Raw genomic sequence first — 18,649 nt, 5'->3', positions numbered from 1 at the left:
ACACGGTCAAGAGGAGTCTGTAAGGAAATGGCGTTGATCAAGGGGTTCTGCATCTTGCTGCTTTGCCAGTTTCTCGGCGAGGTGACGGGGCGTGCGTTGTTGCTTCCGGTGCCGGGGCCGGTATTGGGAATGTTGTTCCTGCTGCTGGGGTTGATGTTGCGAGGGCGGTTGCGCAAACGGTTGTTGCCTGCCCCGGACAGAGAGGGGGAAGGAGTGCTGCGTATTGACGAGAATGCGGATCGAGATCTCGGTCAACGTCAGCTGGCCCGTGCGCTGCTGCGGGAACGTGTGCCTGCCAGTCTCAGGCTTGCCAGCAATGGCCTGCTCTCGCATCTGTCGCTGCTGTTCGTGCCCGCGGGCGTTGGTGTGATGGTCCATTTCGAGCTTATCGCACGCGATCTCACCGCCATCGCCATCACGCTGGTCGCGTCGATCGCGGTCACCCAATTCGTCACGGCGTGGCTATTGCAGCGCTTGATCGATCGAGGTTCTGCGACACCGAGCGGGTCAGGAGGCAAGTCACCCAGCGCCGATGAGGTGTCCTCATGAATCTGGCCCCGCTGGACGCCCTGTGGGTGTACCTGAGCGCTTCTCCGTTGCTGCATCTGCTGTTGACGCTGGTGGCCTTTCTGCTGGCGACGGCGATCAATCGTCTGGCCCGGGGCGCATCGCTGGCGCATCCGGTACTGGTCTCCATCGCGCTGATCATCGGGTTTCTGTGGCTGACGGATACCGACTATCCCACCTACTTCGAAGGGGCCCAGTTCATCCACTTCCTGCTCGGGCCGGCCACCGTTGCGCTGGCGGTACCGTTGTTTGACCATCTCGATCGCGTCAAGCAGATGCTGTGGCCACTGCTGACGGCCTGTTGCGTCGGCATCGTCACTGCCGTGACCACCACCCTGGGTCTGGCGCTGGCACTGGGGGCACATACCCAGGTGGCCTTGAGCCTGGCGCCCAAATCCGTCACATCGCCGATCGCGATGGGGATCGCCGAAAAACTGGGCGGTATTCCCTCGCTGACGGCAGGGCTGGTGCTGCTGACCGGCACCCTGGGCTGTGTGGTAGGCCCCGTTGTCATGCGACTGGCAGGGGCGCGAGACGATACCGTCAAGGGCTTCACCATGGGCTTGTCGGCGCATGGTATCGGTACTGCCTTCTGCTTCTCGTCGGTGAGCACGCTGGCGGGCGCCTTCGCTGGCATGTCGATGGGGCTGACCGGTCTGCTGACCGCCTTCATCGTGCCGCCTATCGTCAGGCTGTTCGGCGTCTGAGCATGAGGGACATTGGTGGAGAGTCGAGCTGGAGGTGAGCAATCGGCGAGCAAGCGGCGAGCAAGAAGCAGGAAGGCCAGCGTTATCGTGGCATCGTCCTATGAGAGCTTAAGTTTGCGTTAAGCGCAGCCATTCATGCTGGTGATCACTCCATGGTTCAGCTCAGCGCTTGCGTGTTGGCCATGGCAATCGCCAGCACGTCTTGTGGAGATGTCACCTCGTTGCCACATGTCTGTCAGTGAGCTGATCGATCATGCTCCTGCGCAGGTCCACAAGGCGTGGCATCCACTCGCGCCTCTGTGTCTGGTAATGCCTCGACCCAAGGAAAGCCCTCATGTTCACTTCTCTTGCACGCACAGTTCTTGAACGCACTGGTCTTGCCCACACCGCTGAAAGGCTCCAGCCCGCTGGCCTTGCCGGGCATCGGGTCCTGGTCGAGGCGCCGATGGCCTCCAGCTGTCGAGAGTTCTGTTGGCAGCTGGCAGCAGCAGGGGCTGCATTGACTCTGGTCGAGCGAGAGGGGGATGACCTTGCCTTGCTGTGCAGGTTGTTGCCCACCCCGAGAGGCCAGCAACATCGCCGCCTGTCACTGACGCACGCAGATGTGAGGGGGGACGCGCTATGCACGCAACTGCGCAACATCCCGACTTTGGAGCGCCCCGATACCTTGCTGAGCCTGCCGGGCGATGGCCGCTGGCACCTGGAGAGTGGCCGCGCCTGGCATGTGCTCGAGCATGGGGGGTGGCCGGCCGAGATGCGTGCCAAGGTACTGGAGTGTCTTGAGCTGCATGACTCGGCGGATAGTCGACGCCCACTGCTGGAGCTGATCGTGCAGGCAGATGGCGACTTTTTCGTTCCGCTACCGACAGCGAAGCACTCACGTATCAGGTTGCATACCCCGGCGCTGATCACCGGCGAAGAGGACCCTCTGTTGATGCGCCTGGCGCGTCATCAGGGCAACCATCCTGTCAGTGTGGCGCGTCAGGCGCGCGAGCTGATCTTCCGATTGCGTCTGGCGCGAGCCGGGCACCCGCTCGCGGATGGCTGGTTGGTGGCGGGTGAGGCGTTGCGGCGTGTCATCGGAGGGCCGCGCCGCATGCTGGAGCGTGGCGCGCTCGGGCTGCGTGAGCAGAAAATGCTGCTGACGGCGCGTCTGGCCAGGTGGCGCCATGCTCGACACCCGGGGCGTCGCGCACGCAGCGGTGTGTGATGACTGGCTGATCCATCGACACCGGCGATGTGCTATTCCGCAGTATGCTTCCAACGTTCGCCACCCATCGGTGGCGGACGTCTTGTCTCATGTCCTCTCATGTCCCGATATGACATGGCAGAATCAGAACGATTCCAAGGAGTCCAGATGCGAGTTCTGCTCGTCGAAGATGATCCGTTGTTGGGCGAGGGGGTCAGCCATACCCTGCGCCGCGAAGGCATGAGCACTGAATGGTTGAAGGAGGGCGCCAACGTTGCCGCCACGCTCAAGCATTCGCCCTTCGATGTGCTGGTGCTGGACCTTGGCCTGCCGGATCTCGATGGTCTGCAGGTCTTGAGTCACTTGCGCCGTCAGGGCCAGACGTTGCCGGTATTGATCCTGACGGCACGTGATGACATCAGCGACCGGGTGCGTGGTCTGGACGGCGGCGCGGACGACTATCTGGTCAAGCCATTCGACATTGCCGAGCTGGTAGCGCGTCTGCGTGCGCTGGTCAGGCGCCATGCCGGGCAGCCCAGCGGTTGCCTGCAGCTGGGGCCATTGCGCATTGATCAGGCTGGCCGCACTGTCACGCTCGCCGGTAGCGAAGTCGCGCTGGGGCGGCGCGAATTTGATCTGCTGGAGTTCCTGCTGCTGCACCCCAGTCGTGTCTTCAGCCGGGATCAGCTCGTCGAGCAGCTCTATGGCTGGGATGGCGATGTCGAGAGCAATGTCATCGAGGTACATGTGCACCATCTGCGCCGCAAGTTCGGCACCGAGGTGGTCAAGACCGTGCGCGGCGTGGGGTATCGGCTGGGGGAACTCACGTGAAATCCATCCGCAGTTTCCTGCGGCGCAACCTGATCGGTGGCGTCGTGGTCGTGCTGGGGACGGCCGCCGCCTGGAGCTATTTTGATTCCCGCGAGCAGATTGATGAGCTGTTCGACGCTGAACTGGCCCAGAATGCACGCATGCTGGGGCGACTCTATCAGTCCCGACTCGCGTCGTTGACACCAGACGCGCGTCAGGAAAAGTTGCAGCAGATGACATCGGGCCAGTTCAGCCTGCGCCCGCCCTCCTTGAGCTTTGCCGATGGCCATGAGAAATCCCCGCTGGGACATGTCTATGAAGACAAACTGATCTTCCAGATGTGGGATGCGCTGGGCCAGCCGTTGCTTGGCCTCTCGTCACGCTCCGTGGCGCTGGATTACCTGCCGGTGCCTGGCTATGGCATGCAGCATGACAATCACCATGACTGGTTCACCTTCACGCTGTATTTCCCCGAGAGTGGCATCTGGGTCACGGCGGCCCAGCGTGAAGATGTGCGCGATGAACTGACTGGCCAGATTGCGTTGCACAACGTGCTGGCGCTGGTGGTCGGGCTGCTCGTGATCGCCTTGCTGATCGGTGTGGCGGTCTCGCGGGGGTTTCGTCCCGTACTGCGCATCAGTCATCAGATCACGGCCCGTCAACCCGGATACCTTGAGCCGCTGGATGCCAGCGAGGCACCTGACGAGATACGCGGCATGGTGGATGCCCTCAATGGGCTGCTGGTGCGCCTGGCGGACACCCTTGACAAGGAGCGGCGCTTCACGGCCAATGCGGCCCATGAATTGCGGACTCCCTTGGCGGGCATCAAGGTGCATGCCCAGAATCTGGAGGCCGATGCCAGGGATGAGGCCTCGCGGCGCTCGGCACGCATGATCGTGGATGGCGTCAATCGCATGACACGGGTAGTGGAGCAGCTGTTGACCCTGTCACGACTGGAAAGCGGGGCAGAGGCACCGCGTCGCTCCGTCGATCTCGTCCAGCTGACCAATGAGCTGGCGCGGGACCTGGGCCCCATGGCACGCCAGCGAGGCATCAAGCTGCATATCGAGGTTGCACCCGGCGCGCAGCTGGTCAGTCATGAGAACGGCCTCTACGTGCTGCTGCGCAATCTGCTCGACAATGCGCTGCGCTATACGCCAGAAGGCGGAGAGGTGCGTCTGGATATCCGCCGCGACGACGATGGATGGCGTCTGGAAGTGGCCGATACGGGCCCCGGAATCCCGCTGCGTGAACGCGAGCGCGTCTTTGAGCGCTTCGTGCGTCTGGCCGGCCAGAAGACTCAAGGTTCCGGGCTGGGCCTTTCCATCGTGCGCGAGCTCGCTGAACGTCTAGGCGCAGAGCTTGCGCTGAAGGAGAGTCCCTTGGGAACGCCGCAGGCCCCGGGGCTGCTGGTGCAGGTTCGCTTTCCGTCATAGCCGGCCCACTTCTCGTCGTGAATAGCGCCTGGCGGCCGGGTTGCGTCGGCGGATGCAACGATTGCGTCGCATGCATCATGCGGCTGTGATACTGGCTGGCGCTCGATAATGCCAGGGGGGGAGTGCAACTCGGCGATGGTCGGGTGGTAAAGGCGGCTAGATTAGCGCTATCTTCATGATATGTTGCAGAGCAGCATGACATTCCCCTCTGTCAGGAGATTCGCATGAGTGAACTACAATCTTCCCCTGTCCGCGTTGCACTGGTGACCGGCACCGCCAGTGGTATCGGCGCCGCCATCATGCAAGCGATGTGCGATGCCGGGCATCAGGTGCTGGCGGTCGATTTCAGTGATGAGGGGGCAGAGGTCGCCGACAAGGCCGGGGCTGCCTTCTTCAAGGCCGACCTGACGGATGCCGAGCAGTGTCGCGCGGCGGTGGAAGACGCCGTATCCCGTTTCGGACGCCTCGATATCCTGGTCAACAATGCCGGCATTCAGCATGTCGAGCGCATCAAGGACTTCCCCGAAGCCAAGTGGAATCAGATCATCGCCTTGATGCTGAGTGCGCCGTTCACGCTGATCCAGGCAGCCTGGCCGCACATGGAGAAGAATGGGTATGGGCGCATCGTCAACATGGCATCCATCCATGCGCACGTCGCGTCACCGGGCAAGGCGGCCTACGTCAGCGCCAAGCATGGCCTGATGGGCCTGACCAAGACCGCTGCGCTCGAGGGTGGGGAAAGTGGGATCACCGCCAATGCCATTTGCCCGGCCTACGTGCGCACACCGCTGGTCGACAAGCAGATCGCCGAGCAGGCCAAGCTCAATGACATGCCCGAAGATGAAGTGATCGAGAAGATCATGCTCAAGGGCGCAGCGATCAAGCACATGATCGATCCCTCCGAAGTGGCGGGCATGGCGGTATGGCTGGCATCTGACAAGGCAGGCTCGGTAACCGGCTCCAGCTTCAACATGGACCTGGGGTGGACGGCGCAGTAACGACGTACCTGAGTGTCGACTCATTCCAGGCTGTAAAGAGACACCAAGCCCTCACCATCCTTGCGTGCAAGCACGAATCCATGGTGAGGGCTTTTACTTGCTCGGCAACAAGATGTCGCCTGGGACGCAGGCCAGGGCTGCGGCGCTATCTCAGCGCTTGACCGGCCGCTTCTGCAGTTTGCGTTGCAGGGTACGGCGGTGCATGCCCAGGGCGCGGGCCGTGGAGGAGATGTTGCCATCGTGCTCGTTGAGCACCTTCTGGATGTGCTCCCAGGTCAGGCGGTTGACTGACGGCGGGTTGTCGGAGATCTCGGCGGCAGGGTCGCCGCCTTCGCGGTTGAAGGCGTTGAGAATCTCATCGGCATCGGCGGGCTTGCACAGGTAGTTGACCGCGCCAAGCTTGATGGCTTCCACCGCGGTGGCGATGCTGGAATAGCCGGTCAGCACCACGATACGCGCGTCAGGTAGCAGGGCGATCAGTTCTGGCAGCAGCTTGAGGCCGGAACTCTGCTCGAGCTTCAGGTCCAGCGTGATCAGCTCCGGGCGGTGGCTGCGCGCCACGCTGAGTGCCTGGGCTTCATCACGGGCCACTTCCACTTCATAGCCGCGACGCGTCATGGCGCGCGCCGTGACCTGGCAGAAGAATTCATCATCGTCGATGATCAGCAGTCGGGTTGCATCGCTCATCAGGGTTCTCGCTTGGGCGGTCTTTGCCGCCATCATGTCAGATGAAGGGGGAGGCGCACTTCCGTCAAGGTGCCGCCATCTTCGTGGTTGTACAGACTCACGCCGCCACCGAACCGATTGATGGTGGCATGCGTGAGGAACAGGCCGATGCCCATGCCCTTGGACTTGGTGGAGATGAAGGTCTCGCCGAGCTGATCCGCCACCGCCATGGGCACACCATCGCCATGATCGCGGATGTCGATCAGCACTTCCTGATCGCGTTGCTCCAAGGTGATCTCGATATCATCCGGGCAGGCGTCAGCGGCATTGTTGAGCAGATTCATCAGTGCCTGCTCAAGCGTGGTGTCCACCAGCATGGAGGCCTGTTCAGCGCCGGGCGTCACCTCGACGCTATGCTGCACATCCGGGCGCACCACCAGCCAGCGCTGCACGATTTCCTCCAGCCACTGGGCAGCGTTGATGGGTTGGGGCTGCTCCATGCGGCGGCGGTCGGCCGCGGCTACCATCGCCTGCAGGCGTTGCTTGCAGGTGTCGACCTGACTGCGCAGCAGGGCGAGATCATCCTCCAGTTGAGGGTCATTCCTGTCCTTGGCATCCTCGCGCATCTCGCTCAGCAGCACCGCCATGGTGGAGAGCGGGGTGCCCAGCTCATGCGCGGTGCCGGCGGCCTGGCTGGCCACCGCCAATACCTGCTCGCTGCGCAGGGCGGCCTCACGCGTGGTGGACAGCGCCTGATCCCGGGTGCGCAGGGCATGGGCCATCTTGTAGATGAAGTAGGTCACCAGCGACGCCGACAGGCCGAAGTTCAGCCACATGCCGATGACATGCAGGCTGATGCGTCCGCCCAGCTCGTAGGTCGCCAGCTGTGGCACCGGCTCATAGAACACCATCAGGAAGCTGTAACAGCCCATGCCGACCGCGGCAATCACCCAGGCATAACGCCACGGGAGCGTTGCGGCCGCCATGGTCACCGGCACCAGATAATAGGGCACGAAGGGGTTGGTGGAGCCACCGGTATGGAAGAACAGCATCGTCAGACCGGCGATATCCACCAGCAGGTGAATCAGGTTCTCGGTGTCGGTGACGGGATGCGACTGCCCGAGGCGCCACCAGGTCGCGACATTGACCAGCCCCATCGCGATGATGATCGAGATGACGGGCAGCACGTTGAGCTGAAAGCCGATGATCTCGAGCCCAAAGATGATCAGGATGAGAAAGCCGGTCCAGGTGATGCCGCGCGCGATGGTCAGACGAATGAGATTGCGGTGCGGCGTGGACAGTGGTGGCGGTAGCGGCTGATTCATGACGACTCCTGCGAGGAATGCGGCCATGATAGTGAATAAGGCTCATAAAGTGCAGCCCTGACGGTCAGTTAGCGCCAAGGCGCCATGCAATCCCCTGCGTTGCTTCCTCTGCGTTGCACCCTCTTCGTTGTGCTCGCTTTGTGGCGCTCTCTTCGTGGTTCAACGCTTGTCAGCCTCGCTCGAAGGAGCCACTCAGCCAGGGCGTCACGCGTGTCGGTGTGACGTCGGCCAGGTGGGCCTCCCAGCCCTCGACATGCGTGAGAGGCTGGCGCGGGTAGTGGCCCGCTGATCCGTTGCGCCCTGCGCTGCTTGACCAGGCGAGCCAGGGCGCATGGCGCTGCATGCCGGCGGGCAGTGTCGCAATCTCTGGTATCCAGCGGCTGACGTAATGACCGAGAGGGTCATGCTGGCGTGCCTGCTTCATCATGTTGAAGTGCCGATCCCCGCACGGATCACGTCCGATACCCGCCAGATAGCGCCAGTTGCCCCAGTTGGAGGCGACGTCGTGATCCAGTAGCTGATGCTCGAACCAGGCCGCTCCCTGGCGCCAGTCCACGCCAAGGTCCTTGACCAGAAAGCTCGCCACGTTCTGGCGCATGCGGTTGCTCAGCCAGCCGGTAGCCGCCAGTTCGCGCATGCCGGCATCGACCCATGGCACCCCGGTCATTCCGGTCTGCCAGCGTTCAAGCGGTTCCGACTCTCGCTCATGGCTGCGCGGCAGAGCCGCGTCGTGGCTTTGGGACTCGCCCGTGAAGGTGTGCCTGCCCAGCCGCCGTGCATCCCAGTGGAAGTACTCACGCCATAAAAGCTCGACGCGGATCCAGTCGCTGTCCTTGAAGGCAGCCTGCGGATGCTCGCAGTGCTCGGGCAGCGTGGCCTGAAAACGGTGCAGCGCGTCCAGTATCCGCCGCGGCGACAGACAGCCCAGTGCCAGCCACACGGAGAAGCGGGTCGAGAAATCCGCGCCGCTGAGGCGATTGCGGGTGGTCTTGTACTGACCGGCGAAGGTCGGGCTCAGGTAATCCTGCAGGCGCTGCAGACCGGCGGGCTCTCCGGGGGCAAAGGTGTATTCTCCGCGGGTGTCGGCCTGCCAGTGGCGAGCCTCGAGCAGTTGCCTGGCCGCGCCCTGAAAGCCACGAGGGGCGTCCTCTGGCCAACCGGGGAGCGTGGATGGCGCCTCCAGCGGGGCAGGCATGTCGGGAAGGCTTGGGCGGGCCTTCTCCAGCTTGCGTCGGAAGGCACTGAAGCTCACGGGGAGGGCGGCGAGTGGTTCCGGCAGCTCGTCTTCGTCCAGCAGCAAACCGCTGTTCAATTGTCGCAAGCGACACTGGCTTGCCACCGCGCGCTGCTGGCGTTGTTCCACCACGCCCGTGGCGCGGCGCGTGATGACACCCCGGCAGCCATATTGCCTTGCCAGCTTCGGAATCAGTCGTGCTGCGTCGCCATGGAGGATCAGCAGGTCACTGCCCAGCGCCTGAAGTCGCGTGCGCAACGATTCCAGGCTCCCGAGCAGGGCATGTTGCCGTCCCGTGCTGAGCGGCTGCAGGTGTGGCTCCCCGGGGCTGACGCTGCCGAAGGGCTGAAAGGTCGTCTCGGACAGTACATGCACGACCAGCAGGCGAGTCGGCCGCTCGGCGAGTGCGGCTTGCCACAGCGGGTTGTCATCGAGGCGCAGGTCGTCATTCAGCCACACCAGCCAGTGATCAGTGGTTGTCATTGCGTACCTCCCGGGACTTCTGGCGTGCGGTGCGGCGACAGCGCTCGCTGCAATGACGTACCTCGTCCCAGCAGTCCTGCCACTTCTTGCGCCACGTGAAGGGCCGCTGACAGGTCTGGCACAACTTGCTGGGCAGGTGCGGTTTGCGATGCATGCGGTCGAGGCCCCTAAAACTTTACATAACCTATACCACAATTGTACATCACGCGAAATGGCGGCCAGGAAGTCCTCTGTCATCCTGTTCGCGAGTGCCTTGCATGTCCGCTTCAGTCGCTGCCCGGCAGTTGATCCAGTTGTCGCTCAAGAGTCTGCATGGTGATCAGCAGATCACGATACTGGCGCGCACTGACGGCGCCGAGCAGCTCATCCTCGAAACGCCGCGCTTCGGGAATCAGCTCGGCGAGCATGGCCTCGCCCTCGGCGGTTAGGACAAGCAACTGCGCACGCTGGTCCTGCTCGCTCGGACGACGCAGAATCAGTTCACGGCTCTCCAGTGATTTGACGGCGCGCGAGACGCGTACCTTGTCCATGTGGGTGCGCAGGCTGATTTCCCGCGCGGTCATCGGCACGCCGCGGCTCAACCAGGCCAGCAGACGCCACTCGGCGACATTGATGGCGAAGCGCTCGCCATAGCGGGCGAACATCGCCTCACTGGTGCGCTCGGCCAGTCGGTTGAGGCGATAGGGCAAAAACTGGTCAAGATCCAGCTCGCAGCGGGGCGTGTCCTGTGAGGCTTCCCCATCAAGGGCATCGCGCGCTTCGGGAGTGTCATCAGTGCGTTGCATCGAGAGTTACCTGTCTCGGTGAGAAGGCTGACAAGCGTTGTCACGACAGTGCATGGCGGTCGGGTCAGGTTACCGATGTTACCACTTTCGACAGCGAGCAAGACAAAAGTCGAGCACTTGAGTGATTGCCAAGGTATGAATCCGTCTATATGGTTTCATATGTAACTATTTGAGGGCGGTGGCGGCATGTCGTGCCGTGGATGCCCCCGGGTCATCAGGAGCCGCGAGCCCACAAGGAGATGAATCGTCATGCGCGAGCGCAATGCTGAGTGTCATTATCACGCCGGTTTTCGAAATCATGTCTCCAGCGAGGCGTTGCCTGGCGCCTTGCCGCAGGGCCAGAACTCTCCCCAGCGTTGCCCCTATGGCCTGTACGCGGAGCAGTTGAGCGGCTCGGCCTTCACCGCGCCGCGTAGCCACAATCTGCGCAGCTGGCTTTACCGCATTCGGCCCTCGGTGGTGCAGGGCGCCTATCAGCCCATGGAGATGCCGCAGGTCGCCACCGCACCGCTGGCCGAGGGAATGCCGGATCCCAACCCGATGCGCTGGGACCCCATCGCGTTCTGCGCTGGCGATTTTCTGGAAGGCCTGATCACGCTGGCGGTCAATGGGGATGCCCAGGCGCAGCAGGGCTGTGCCACGCATCTCTACGCCTTCTCTCGCGGCATGCAACAGCGCTTTTTCTACAATGCTGATGGCGAATTGCTGATCGTGCCGCAGCAGGGTGCCATTGAGGTGCGCAGCGAGCTGGGCCTGCTGGAAGTCGCTAGCGGCGAGATCGTCGTGATTCCGCGTGGTATCAAGTTCCAGCTCAATCCGCTGGCGGGGCACGCGGAGGGCTGTCGAGGCTATGTGGCCGAGAACTATGGCGCGCCTCTCGAGTTGCCCTCGCTGGGGCCCATCGGCAGCAATGGACTGGCCAATCCGCGCGACTTCCTCGCGCCATCGGCACGTTTCGAGGACGAAGCCGGTGACTTCACGCTGGTGGCCAAGTTCGGCGGGCGTTTCTGGCGCACGAGCCTGGATCATTCACCGCTGGATGTCGTGGCCTGGCACGGCAACTACGCGCCCTACAAATATGATCTGGCGACCTTCAATACCATCAATACGGTCAGCTTCGATCATCCTGACCCCTCGATCTTCACTGTGCTGACATCACCGTCGGACACCGCCGGGGTCGCCAATCTCGACTTCGTGATCTTCCCGCCACGCTGGATGGTCGCCGAGAACACCTTCCGACCGCCGTATTTCCATCGCAACCTGATGAGCGAGTTGATGGGGCTGATCCATGGCGAATATGACGCCAAGCGCGAAGGCTTCCGTCCGGGCGGCGCGAGTCTGCACAACGCCATGACCCCGCATGGCCCTGACGCTGCCACCTTCGAGGCCGCCAGTCAGGCAGAGCTCGCCCCCCGCTATCAGGGCAATACGCTCGCCTTCATGTTCGAGAGTCGCTATCTGTTCCAGCCCACCCCGCAGGCCCTGTCGTCGAGCGCTCGGCAGCGCGACTACGGCTCGGTCTGGCAGGGGCTCGCGTCTCACTTCACGCCTCACACTACTCCTCAATTCACCCCTTGATTCATTCCTTAATTCACCCTGCATCAGCGATGACCTTTGACTGTTCATCGTCATCCGACCCAAGGCAATTCCTGCATTATTGCTCACGTTGCTCACGTTGCTCTTCAAGGAGGCACCCATGAAATTCGCTACCTACCAGGATGGTTCCCGTGATGGAACGCTGCTGCTGGTCTCCCGTGACCTGACCCGCGCCGTCAAGGTCGCGGATGTCGCAACGACCTTGCAGGCGCTGCTGGAAGACTGGACGTCGCTGGCGCCCGGGCTCGAGCAACGCTACGCGGCGCTCAATGAAGGCACGCTGGCGGACGCCTTTGCGCTGGAAAGCCAGGCGCTTCATTCCCCGCTGCCGCGCAGTTATCAGTGGGCAGACGGCTCGGCGTATCTGAACCATGTCCAGCTGGTGCGCCAGGCACGTGGCGCCGAGATGCCCGAGACCTTCTGGCATGACCCGCTGATGTATCAGGGTGGCAGCGACAGCTTCCTGGCCCCCAACGCCGATATCGTATGCGTCAGTGAGGAGCATGGCATCGATTTCGAAGGCGAGATCGCCGTCATCACCGATGATGTGCCGATGCACGTCAGTCCGGAGCAGGCCGAGGACCACATTCGCCTGTTGATGCTGGTCAATGACGTCAGTCTGCGTGGGCTGATCCCCGGCGAGCTGGCCAAGGGCTTCGGCTTCTTCCAGGCCAAGCCGTCGTCAAGCTTCTCGCCCATCGCCGTGACGCCGGACGAGCTGGGGGATGCCTGGCAGCAGGGGCGCGTGCATCTGCCGTTGAGCGTGCATCTCAATGGTGAGAAGTTCGGTGAGCCAGAGTCCGGGCCAGACATGATCTTCAGCTTCCCGCAGCTGGTGGCGCATGCCGCCAAGACTCGCCCCCTGGGCGCCGGCGCGATCATCGGCTCAGGCACCGTGTCCAATCCCGGCAAGGATGGCGGCCCCGGCAAACCGATCAGCGAAGGGGGCGTGGGCTACAGCTGTCTGGCCGAAGTGCGCATGGTCGAGAAGATCCTGTTCGATGAGATTCGCACGCCCTTCATGCGTTTCGGTGATCGCATCCGCATCGAGATGTTCGATCGCGATGGCCAGAGCATCTTCGGCGCCATTGATCAGCAGGTGACGCAGTTGGACGCCTGAGGGCGGCGTCGTCAGGCAGAGCTTCTCAGAGACACGTCTCGGGAAGACGTCGTGCGCCGGTAAGCCTCAAGCCAACTGGGTGCGAGACAGTGCGAAAGGGCGGCCGGTATCCAACCGCGCCACAGGGGAGTGCAGCATGAGTTCAATGAGTCTGTATGGCTATTACCGTTCATCTACCAGCTATCGGGTAAGAATCGCGCTGGCGCTCAAGGGGATAGAGGTCGCTCAGGTGCCGGTCAATCTGCTCAAGGGCGAACAGCGTAGCGAGGACTATCTGGCCATCAACCCCCAGGGACTAGTGCCGACCCTGATGGTGGGAGATACCCCCGCACCGGTGGCCCTGACCCAGTCGCTCGCGATCATGGAATATCTGGAGGAGCGCTGGCCCACCCCGGCGCTGTTGCCCTCAGCGCCGGAAGCGCGTGCGAAGGTGCGCGCACTGTGCCAGTTCATGGCCTGTGAGATGCATCCGCTCAACAATCCGCGCGTGCTCAATTATCTGACCGATCGGCTTGAAGTCACGCAGGCGCAGCGCCTTGAGTGGTATCGACACTGGGTCGCCGAGGGCTTCGCGCGTCTGGAAGTGATGCTGGCGGAAAGTGCAGGACGTTTCTGCCATGGCGATAGCCCGGGCATGGCGGATGCTTGCCTGATGCCCCAGCTCTACAATGCCCGGCGCTTCGGGTGTGAACTCAAGGACTACCCGAGGATTCTGGCCATCGAGGCGGCCTGTCAGTCATTGGAAGCTTTTCAGCAGGCCCACCCCGAGCGTCAGCCAGATTGTCCGGCGGCCTGATCATTGTCGGTATCCCGACAAGAAAGCGCCCCGGCGATCTCGACGGGGCGCTTTCTTGTCTCGGGTCATCGTCTCACCGACAGCACTTGCTGGAGCCGCCGCTGCTGGCGGGTGTCTGCTCGACCACCACAGCAGCCGTGGGTGGCGCACAACAACTGCGGGTGGCGCAGGATGATGGCGGAGCGTCAGGGGCTTGGGAGCTTGCGTCTTGCTCATGCGCAGCTTGCGCGCTTTCGGCTTGCTTGGCATTGCGCAGCTCAACTCGCGCGTCGCGAATCACCTGCCAGGCGGACTGCAGGAAGAGGGCGGCAATCGCCGCCCCCAGCAGCACATCCGGCCAACGGGAGCCCGTCCAACCCACCAGTATCGCAGCGCCGAAGACCGAGGCGTTGGCGATGATGTCATTGCGTGAGCACAGCCAGGTGGAGCGCATGTTCAGATCATCCGACTTGAAGCGCCACAGCAGGCCGAAGCAAACCAGATTGACGGCCAGCGCCAGCAGAGCGAAGGCGCCCATGCCGTGTGCGGCAGGGGCGACGCCATGAAGGGCTTGGTAGCCTGCTTCGCCAAGGACGATCACGCCCAGCGCCAGCATCACGATGCCTTTCACTAGTGCGCTCAATGCACGTTCACGCACGCTGCGGTGCAGCACGTAGAGGGTCAGGGCGTAGACGCTGGCATCGCCGAACATGTCGAGTGAATCCCCCAGCAGTGCGGTGGAGCCCAGCCACCAGGCTGCGGTGAATTCGATGAAGAACATGCTGGCATTCAGGGCTAGCAATATCTTGAGTACCTTGCCCTGAGAGGCTCTGAGCTCTGCCAGCTCGCCGGATTTGCTTTCGCAACAGCTTTTCATGGGTCTTGGCCTCCTGTCGTGTTGATGACAGCATGGAGGTTATAGTCACTATAAGGTCAAGCCTCATGACACAAGGATCCGAGCACGAGCCGGCGACAGCAGCGCAAGACCCACAAAGCTCAGGGGCTGACACAAGGGCGATGAGTATCGGTCAGCTGGCCAAGGCTTCAGACGTCCAGGCGGTGACGATCCGCTACTACGAGAAGCAGGGTCTGTTGGCCCCGCTGCGGCGTGCGGCCAACGGCTATCGTGAATATGGCAATGCACAACTGCGCCGGTTGACCTTCATCCGCCGTTGTCGACGTCTGGGTTTCTCGCTGGATGATATCCGCGCCTTGCTGGGGCTGGCGGATCAGCAGGCGTTGCCGTGCGATCAGATAGATGCGCGCATAGAGGCACAGCTGGCCGAGGTGCGCAAGCGTCAGCGCGACCTCGCCGTCATGGAGGAGGAATTGCAGCGCCTGACGCACTGCTGTGCCGGCGGGGTGGTGGCGCAGTGCCATATCGTCGAGACACTGTCCGAGGTCGAGGAGTAAGGCCCTGGTATTTCGCGCGCGCAAGGATGACTGAAGACCGCTGATCGCGCTCGCCTCTGTTGCCGCGCCGCGCCAGCCGCTACAATGCGCGCCATTCGTCTTGTTCTGCTATTCACCCAACAGTGCGCGCGGCGTGTCTCACGCCGGGCCGGATGCCTTTCAGCCAATGTCAGATTCCCAGATTGCCAAGGCGGCGGATGTGCGCCGTACATTCGCCATCATCTCTCACCCGGATGCCGGTAAGACCACCATCACCGAGAAGCTGCTGCTGTTCGGGAATGCCATCCAGATGGCCGGCTCGGTCAAGAGCAAGCGGGCCGATCGTCACGCGACCTCTGACTGGATGAAGATGGAGCAGGAGCGTGGCATCTCCGTGACCACCTCCGTGATGCAGTTCCCCTACAAGGACCGCATGGTCAACCTGCTGGATACCCCCGGGCACGAGGATTTCTCCGAGGATACCTACCGGACGCTGACGGCCGTCGACTCGGCGCTGATGGTCATCGATGGTGCCAAGGGTGTCGAGGACCGCACCATCAAGCTGATGGAAGTCTGCCGTCTGCGCACCACGCCGATCCTGACCTTCGTCAACAAGATGGACCGTGAGACGCGTGACCCCATCGAGGTGATGGACGAAGTCGAGACGGTCCTCAACATCCAGTGCGCGCCGGTGACCTGGCCGATCGGTGTCGGCAAGGGCTTCAAGGGCGTCTATCACCTGCTCAATGACGAGATCCATCTCTACAAGCAGGGCCAGGGCAACCGCATCCCCGATGACGTACGCATCAAGGGCCTCGACAGCCCTGAAGCCATCGAAGCGCTGGGTGAGGGCTTGATCGAAGAGCTGAGCATGGAAGTCGAGCTGGTGCGCGGCGCCTCTCACGAGTTCGATCTCGAGGCCTATCGTCGTGGTGAGCTGACGCCGGTCTACTTCGGTACCGCCATGGGCAACTTCGGCGTGCGTGAGATGCTCGACGGCTTCGTCGAATACGCGCCGCCGCCTCAGCCGCGCGATACCGATACCCGCGAAGTCACGGCCCACGATGAGCGCTTCACCGGCTTCGTGTTCAAGATCCAGGCCAACATGGACCCGAAACACCGTGACCGTGTCGCCTTCCTGCGTGTCTGCTCCGGCAAGTACGAGAAGAACATGAAGATGCGCCACGTGCGCATCAACAAGGACGTCAAGATTCCTGACGCCCTGACCTTCATGGCGGCGGACCGCTCCCACGTGGAAGAGGCCTGGCCGGGCGATATCATCGGCCTGCACAACCACGGCACCATCCAGATCGGCGACACCTTCACCATCGGCGAGGACATGCGCTTCACCGGCATTCCGCACTTCGCGCCGGAACTGTTCAAGCGCGTGCGCCTGAAGGACCCGCTGAAGATGAAGGCGTTGCAGAAAGGTCTGCAGCAGCTCTCCGAAGAGGGCGCGACCCAGGTCTTCCAACCGTTCGACAACAACGACCTAATCGTCGGTGCCGTCGGTACGCTGCAGTTCGACGTGGTCGCTCATCGCCTGAAAGAAGAGTACAAGGTCGAGTGCATCTATGAGGCGATCAACGTGCAGACCGCACGCTGGATCTACTGCGATGACACCAAGATGCTGGAAGATTTCAAGCGCAAGGCCAGTGCCAACCTGGCTTATGATGGCGGTGGCTGGCTGACCTACATCGCGCCGACCCGCGTCAACCTGCAGCTGACCCAGGAACGCTGGCCGGACATCACCTTCCGCGCGACCCGTGAGCACTGAGACAGTTGCCACAACGGCGATGTAGTAATGGTGCTGCCACAGCGACGCTGCGATAGCGAGACTGTCGATCCGGGCATAAAAAAACGCCACCCCTCGGGGGTGGCGTTTTTTTATGCCCGGATAAAGGTGGCGTTTTTTGTGTTCAGACAAGCGTGTAACCCTACGTTTACACAGCCAACCCGTGGCGTAGCATCAGCACGGCATAATGCTCGGGTCATGTTGCCTTGCTGGCATCCCTGTGATGAAGCTTGCTGGGGCGAAGGTCGGTAGGGCGCAGACAATGACAACAACAATGGCGTGGGATATGTCTCAGTGCGGGCCACGCTTGATGCGTGGTAATCCACCGGATGGTTAGCGAGTGACAGGAGGTGACAGATGTCCGGATTCATGCAGGAATTTCGTGATTTTGCCGTCAAGGGAAATGTCGTCGACATGGCGGTCGGCATCATCATCGGCGGTGCATTCACCCTGATCGTCAAAAGTCTGGTGGGTGACATGCTCAACCCGCTGATCGGGCTGCTGATCGGGGGAGTCGATTTCTCCAACTTCTTCATCGTGCTCAAGGAAGGTGCCCAGGCGGCCCCCTATGCCAGCCTGGATGCCGCGAAGGAAGCGGGGGCCGTGACGCTGAACTATGGCTTGTTCATCAATGCCATCATCAGCTTTGCCCTGGTGGCGCTGGCAGTCTTCGTATTGATCCGTCAGATCAACAAGCTGAAGAAGGAGGCCGAGGAAGTGCCGGAGGAGGTCACCGACAAGGATTGCCCTTATTGTCTTTCCAAGGTGCCGCTGGCGGCGACCCGTTGTGGTCATTGCACCTCCGAGCTGGCGCCGGCAGCGCCGGTGGAGGCGGCCTAGGCCATCTGCGTCGGTCACGACGACTGACAAGGAATATCGACAGTCATCCTCAAGGGACCGGCCACCAGGTCGGTCCCTTCGTTTGTCTGTCACTCGCTGATATAGCACGATGGCAGTTCTACCATCACCGAGAGATTCCATGCTGATCGACAGCCATTGCCATCTGGATTTCGCTGACTTCACGCCGGATAGTGAGGCGGTCATCGCGCGTGCCGAGCAGGAAGGCGTCTCGGCCTTCGTGGTGCCCGCCACTACGGTGGCAAGCTTTCCGGCAGTGCTAGCGCTGGCGGGTTCATCGGCGGGTATATTCGGTGCCTTGGGGTTGCATCCCTATTTTCTTTGCGAGCATGGTGATGCCGCGCTGGCGGCGCTTCATCAGACCCTCGATCAGCATGCAGATCATGTCGTCGCGTTGGGGGAATGTGGCTTTGATGCGCGACTGGCCGATCATGACGCCCAATGGCAGTTGTTCGAGGCCCAGCTGAGCATGGCACGCGAATTCTCCCTGCCTGTCATCGTGCACTGCGTGCGCGCCAATGACGAAGTGGCCAAGCGACTCAAGCAGGCACGACTCACCCGTGGCGGTATCATCCACGCCTTCGCGGGCAGTCAGGTGCAGGCACAGCGCTTTCTCGAGCTTGGCTTCGTGCTGGGGGTGGGCGGCAGCGTGACCTACCCGCGTGCCAACAAGCTGCGCGGAGTGGTGGCGTCACTGCCAGACGATGGCTTCGTGCTCGAAACTGATAGCCCCGACATGCCGCTGTGCGGATTTCAGGGGCAGCGCAATGAGCCATCGCGAGTGGCGAAGGTCGCGGACGTGGTGGCGGAACTCCGCTCGAGCAGTCGCCACGATATCGCGTTATCCACCACGACGAATGTGCAGCGTATTCTTCAACTGAACGACTGATCTAGACTGACCTCAAAGGCCAGG

Annotated in this window: 19 protein-coding genes; 13 read left to right on the top strand and 6 right to left on the bottom strand. The window is 62.1% G+C overall.

Annotated elements, in window-relative coordinates; genetic code table 11:
• The first annotated feature begins 27 nt into the window (after positions 1-27).
• From FLM52_10105 to FLM52_10080, 6 genes are all read left to right on the top strand, one after another.
• Entirely contained in the window at positions 28-549 is a 522-nt protein-coding gene (locus FLM52_10105) for a CidA/LrgA family protein (protein ID NVN56141.1), read from the top strand.
• Positions 546-1,274 (top strand): LrgB family protein, encoded by a 729-nt coding sequence (locus FLM52_10100; protein NVN56140.1) that lies wholly within the window; start codon positions 546-548, stop codon positions 1,272-1,274. The genes FLM52_10105 and FLM52_10100 overlap by 4 nt, the downstream gene beginning before the upstream one ends.
• Before the next feature lie 334 nt (positions 1,275-1,608).
• Complete coding sequence (locus FLM52_10095; GenBank protein ID NVN56139.1) at positions 1,609-2,484, top strand: hypothetical protein; 876 nt, start codon at positions 1,609-1,611, stop codon at positions 2,482-2,484.
• 147 nt (positions 2,485-2,631) lie between these two features.
• Positions 2,632-3,294 carry a response regulator gene (locus tag FLM52_10090; protein NVN56138.1) on the top strand — a complete coding sequence of 221 codons (663 nt, stop codon included), beginning with the start codon at positions 2,632-2,634 and terminating at the stop codon, positions 3,292-3,294.
• Positions 3,291-4,709 carry a hypothetical protein gene (locus FLM52_10085; protein NVN56137.1) on the top strand — a complete coding sequence of 473 codons (1,419 nt, stop codon included), beginning with the start codon at positions 3,291-3,293 and terminating at the stop codon, positions 4,707-4,709. The genes FLM52_10090 and FLM52_10085 overlap by 4 nt, the downstream gene beginning before the upstream one ends.
• Before the next feature lie 224 nt (positions 4,710-4,933).
• The gene (locus FLM52_10080) at positions 4,934-5,707 is read left to right on the top strand and encodes a 3-hydroxybutyrate dehydrogenase (GenBank protein ID NVN56136.1); all 774 of its coding nucleotides are present in this window, start codon (positions 4,934-4,936) and stop codon (positions 5,705-5,707) included.
• Between the two features lie 150 nt (positions 5,708-5,857).
• On the opposite strand, the gene FLM52_10075 is transcribed toward FLM52_10080, so the two are convergent.
• From FLM52_10075 to FLM52_10055, 5 genes are all read right to left on the bottom strand, one after another.
• Positions 5,858-6,394, bottom strand: a complete 537-nt coding sequence (locus FLM52_10075) for a response regulator transcription factor (GenBank protein NVN56135.1) — start codon at positions 6,392-6,394, stop codon at positions 5,858-5,860.
• Positions 6,395-6,426: 32 nt separating this feature from the next.
• Positions 6,427-7,698, bottom strand: coding sequence for a HAMP domain-containing histidine kinase (locus tag FLM52_10070; protein NVN56134.1), 1,272 nt, complete (start codon positions 7,696-7,698; stop codon positions 6,427-6,429).
• 169 nt (positions 7,699-7,867) lie between these two features.
• On the bottom strand, positions 7,868-9,415 hold the full coding sequence (locus FLM52_10065; protein ID NVN56133.1) for a DASH family cryptochrome: 1,548 nt from the start codon (positions 9,413-9,415) through the stop codon (positions 7,868-7,870).
• Complete coding sequence (locus FLM52_10060; protein ID NVN56132.1) at positions 9,402-9,569, bottom strand: DUF2256 domain-containing protein; 168 nt, start codon at positions 9,567-9,569, stop codon at positions 9,402-9,404. Before FLM52_10060 ends, FLM52_10065 begins: the two co-directional genes overlap by 14 nt.
• Positions 9,570-9,681: 112 nt before the next feature.
• Positions 9,682-10,200, bottom strand: a complete 519-nt coding sequence (locus tag FLM52_10055) for a winged helix-turn-helix transcriptional regulator (protein ID NVN56131.1) — start codon at positions 10,198-10,200, stop codon at positions 9,682-9,684.
• Positions 10,201-10,449: 249 nt separating this feature from the next.
• Here FLM52_10055 and FLM52_10050 point away from each other — a divergent pair, with 249 nt between their 5' ends.
• The 3 genes from FLM52_10050 to maiA all read left to right on the top strand — a co-directional run bounded on the left by FLM52_10050 (position 10,450) and on the right by maiA (position 13,712).
• Complete coding sequence (locus FLM52_10050) at positions 10,450-11,778, top strand: homogentisate 1,2-dioxygenase (protein ID NVN56130.1); 1,329 nt, start codon at positions 10,450-10,452, stop codon at positions 11,776-11,778.
• Between the two features lie 118 nt (positions 11,779-11,896).
• Positions 11,897-12,916: a fumarylacetoacetate hydrolase family protein gene (locus FLM52_10045; GenBank protein ID NVN56129.1), complete on the top strand. Its 1,020-nt coding sequence runs from the start codon at positions 11,897-11,899 to the stop codon at positions 12,914-12,916.
• A gap of 145 nt (positions 12,917-13,061) precedes the next feature.
• A complete protein-coding gene (gene maiA, locus FLM52_10040) occupies positions 13,062-13,712 on the top strand; it encodes a maleylacetoacetate isomerase (GenBank protein ID NVN56128.1) in 651 nt (216 codons plus the stop codon).
• A 73-nt stretch (positions 13,713-13,785) separates the two neighbouring features.
• On the opposite strand, the gene FLM52_10035 is transcribed toward maiA, so the two are convergent.
• Positions 13,786-14,568, bottom strand: coding sequence for a cation transporter (locus FLM52_10035; GenBank protein ID NVN56127.1), 783 nt, complete (start codon positions 14,566-14,568; stop codon positions 13,786-13,788).
• Positions 14,569-14,708: 140 nt separating this feature from the next.
• On the opposite strand from FLM52_10035, the gene FLM52_10030 reads away from it, so the two are divergent.
• The 4 genes from FLM52_10030 to FLM52_10015 all read left to right on the top strand — a co-directional run bounded on the left by FLM52_10030 (position 14,709) and on the right by FLM52_10015 (position 18,625).
• Complete coding sequence (locus FLM52_10030) at positions 14,709-15,104, top strand: helix-turn-helix domain-containing protein (protein NVN56126.1); 396 nt, start codon at positions 14,709-14,711, stop codon at positions 15,102-15,104.
• A gap of 166 nt (positions 15,105-15,270) precedes the next feature.
• Positions 15,271-16,860 carry a peptide chain release factor 3 gene (locus tag FLM52_10025; protein NVN56125.1) on the top strand — a complete coding sequence of 530 codons (1,590 nt, stop codon included), beginning with the start codon at positions 15,271-15,273 and terminating at the stop codon, positions 16,858-16,860.
• 375 nt (positions 16,861-17,235) lie between these two features.
• A complete protein-coding gene (mscL, locus tag FLM52_10020) occupies positions 17,236-17,718 on the top strand; it encodes a large conductance mechanosensitive channel protein MscL (GenBank protein NVN56124.1) in 483 nt (160 codons plus the stop codon).
• A 139-nt stretch (positions 17,719-17,857) separates the two neighbouring features.
• Positions 17,858-18,625, top strand: a complete 768-nt coding sequence (locus FLM52_10015; protein ID NVN56123.1) for a TatD family deoxyribonuclease — start codon at positions 17,858-17,860, stop codon at positions 18,623-18,625.
• Positions 18,626-18,649: the final 24 nt, after the last annotated feature.

This window comes from bacterium Scap17, assembly GCA_013376735.1.
Taxonomy (GTDB): Bacteria; Pseudomonadota; Gammaproteobacteria; order Pseudomonadales; family Halomonadaceae; genus Cobetia.
This window is presented reverse-complemented; position numbering and strand designations above follow the sequence as displayed.

What these genes read in the sequence shown, in the direction of transcription:
- FLM52_10105 (NVN56141.1), top strand. Translation starts at nt 28, where the DNA reads ATGGCGTTGATCAAGGGGTTCTGCATCTTGCTGCTTTGCCAGTTTCTC.
- FLM52_10100 (NVN56140.1), top strand. Translation starts at nt 546, where the DNA reads ATGAATCTGGCCCCGCTGGACGCCCTGTGGGTGTACCTGAGCGCTTCT.
- FLM52_10095 (NVN56139.1), top strand. Translation starts at nt 1,609, where the DNA reads ATGTTCACTTCTCTTGCACGCACAGTTCTTGAACGCACTGGTCTTGCC.
- FLM52_10090 (NVN56138.1), top strand. Translation starts at nt 2,632, where the DNA reads ATGCGAGTTCTGCTCGTCGAAGATGATCCGTTGTTGGGCGAGGGGGTC.
- FLM52_10080 (NVN56136.1), top strand. Translation starts at nt 4,934, where the DNA reads ATGAGTGAACTACAATCTTCCCCTGTCCGCGTTGCACTGGTGACCGGC.
- FLM52_10075 (NVN56135.1), bottom strand. Translation starts at nt 6,394, where the DNA reads ATGAGCGATGCAACCCGACTGCTGATCATCGACGATGATGAATTCTTC.
- FLM52_10070 (NVN56134.1), bottom strand. Translation starts at nt 7,698, where the DNA reads ATGAATCAGCCGCTACCGCCACCACTGTCCACGCCGCACCGCAATCTC.
- FLM52_10065 (NVN56133.1), bottom strand. Translation starts at nt 9,415, where the DNA reads ATGACAACCACTGATCACTGGCTGGTGTGGCTGAATGACGACCTGCGC.
- FLM52_10060 (NVN56132.1), bottom strand. Translation starts at nt 9,569, where the DNA reads ATGCATCGCAAACCGCACCTGCCCAGCAAGTTGTGCCAGACCTGTCAG.
- FLM52_10055 (NVN56131.1), bottom strand. Translation starts at nt 10,200, where the DNA reads ATGCAACGCACTGATGACACTCCCGAAGCGCGCGATGCCCTTGATGGG.
- FLM52_10050 (NVN56130.1), top strand. Translation starts at nt 10,450, where the DNA reads ATGCGCGAGCGCAATGCTGAGTGTCATTATCACGCCGGTTTTCGAAAT.
- FLM52_10045 (NVN56129.1), top strand. Translation starts at nt 11,897, where the DNA reads ATGAAATTCGCTACCTACCAGGATGGTTCCCGTGATGGAACGCTGCTG.
- maiA (NVN56128.1), top strand. Translation starts at nt 13,062, where the DNA reads ATGAGTCTGTATGGCTATTACCGTTCATCTACCAGCTATCGGGTAAGA.
- FLM52_10035 (NVN56127.1), bottom strand. Translation starts at nt 14,568, where the DNA reads ATGAAAAGCTGTTGCGAAAGCAAATCCGGCGAGCTGGCAGAGCTCAGA.
- FLM52_10030 (NVN56126.1), top strand. Translation starts at nt 14,709, where the DNA reads ATGAGTATCGGTCAGCTGGCCAAGGCTTCAGACGTCCAGGCGGTGACG.
- FLM52_10025 (NVN56125.1), top strand. Translation starts at nt 15,271, where the DNA reads ATGTCAGATTCCCAGATTGCCAAGGCGGCGGATGTGCGCCGTACATTC.
- mscL (NVN56124.1), top strand. Translation starts at nt 17,236, where the DNA reads ATGTCCGGATTCATGCAGGAATTTCGTGATTTTGCCGTCAAGGGAAAT.
- FLM52_10015 (NVN56123.1), top strand. Translation starts at nt 17,858, where the DNA reads ATGCTGATCGACAGCCATTGCCATCTGGATTTCGCTGACTTCACGCCG.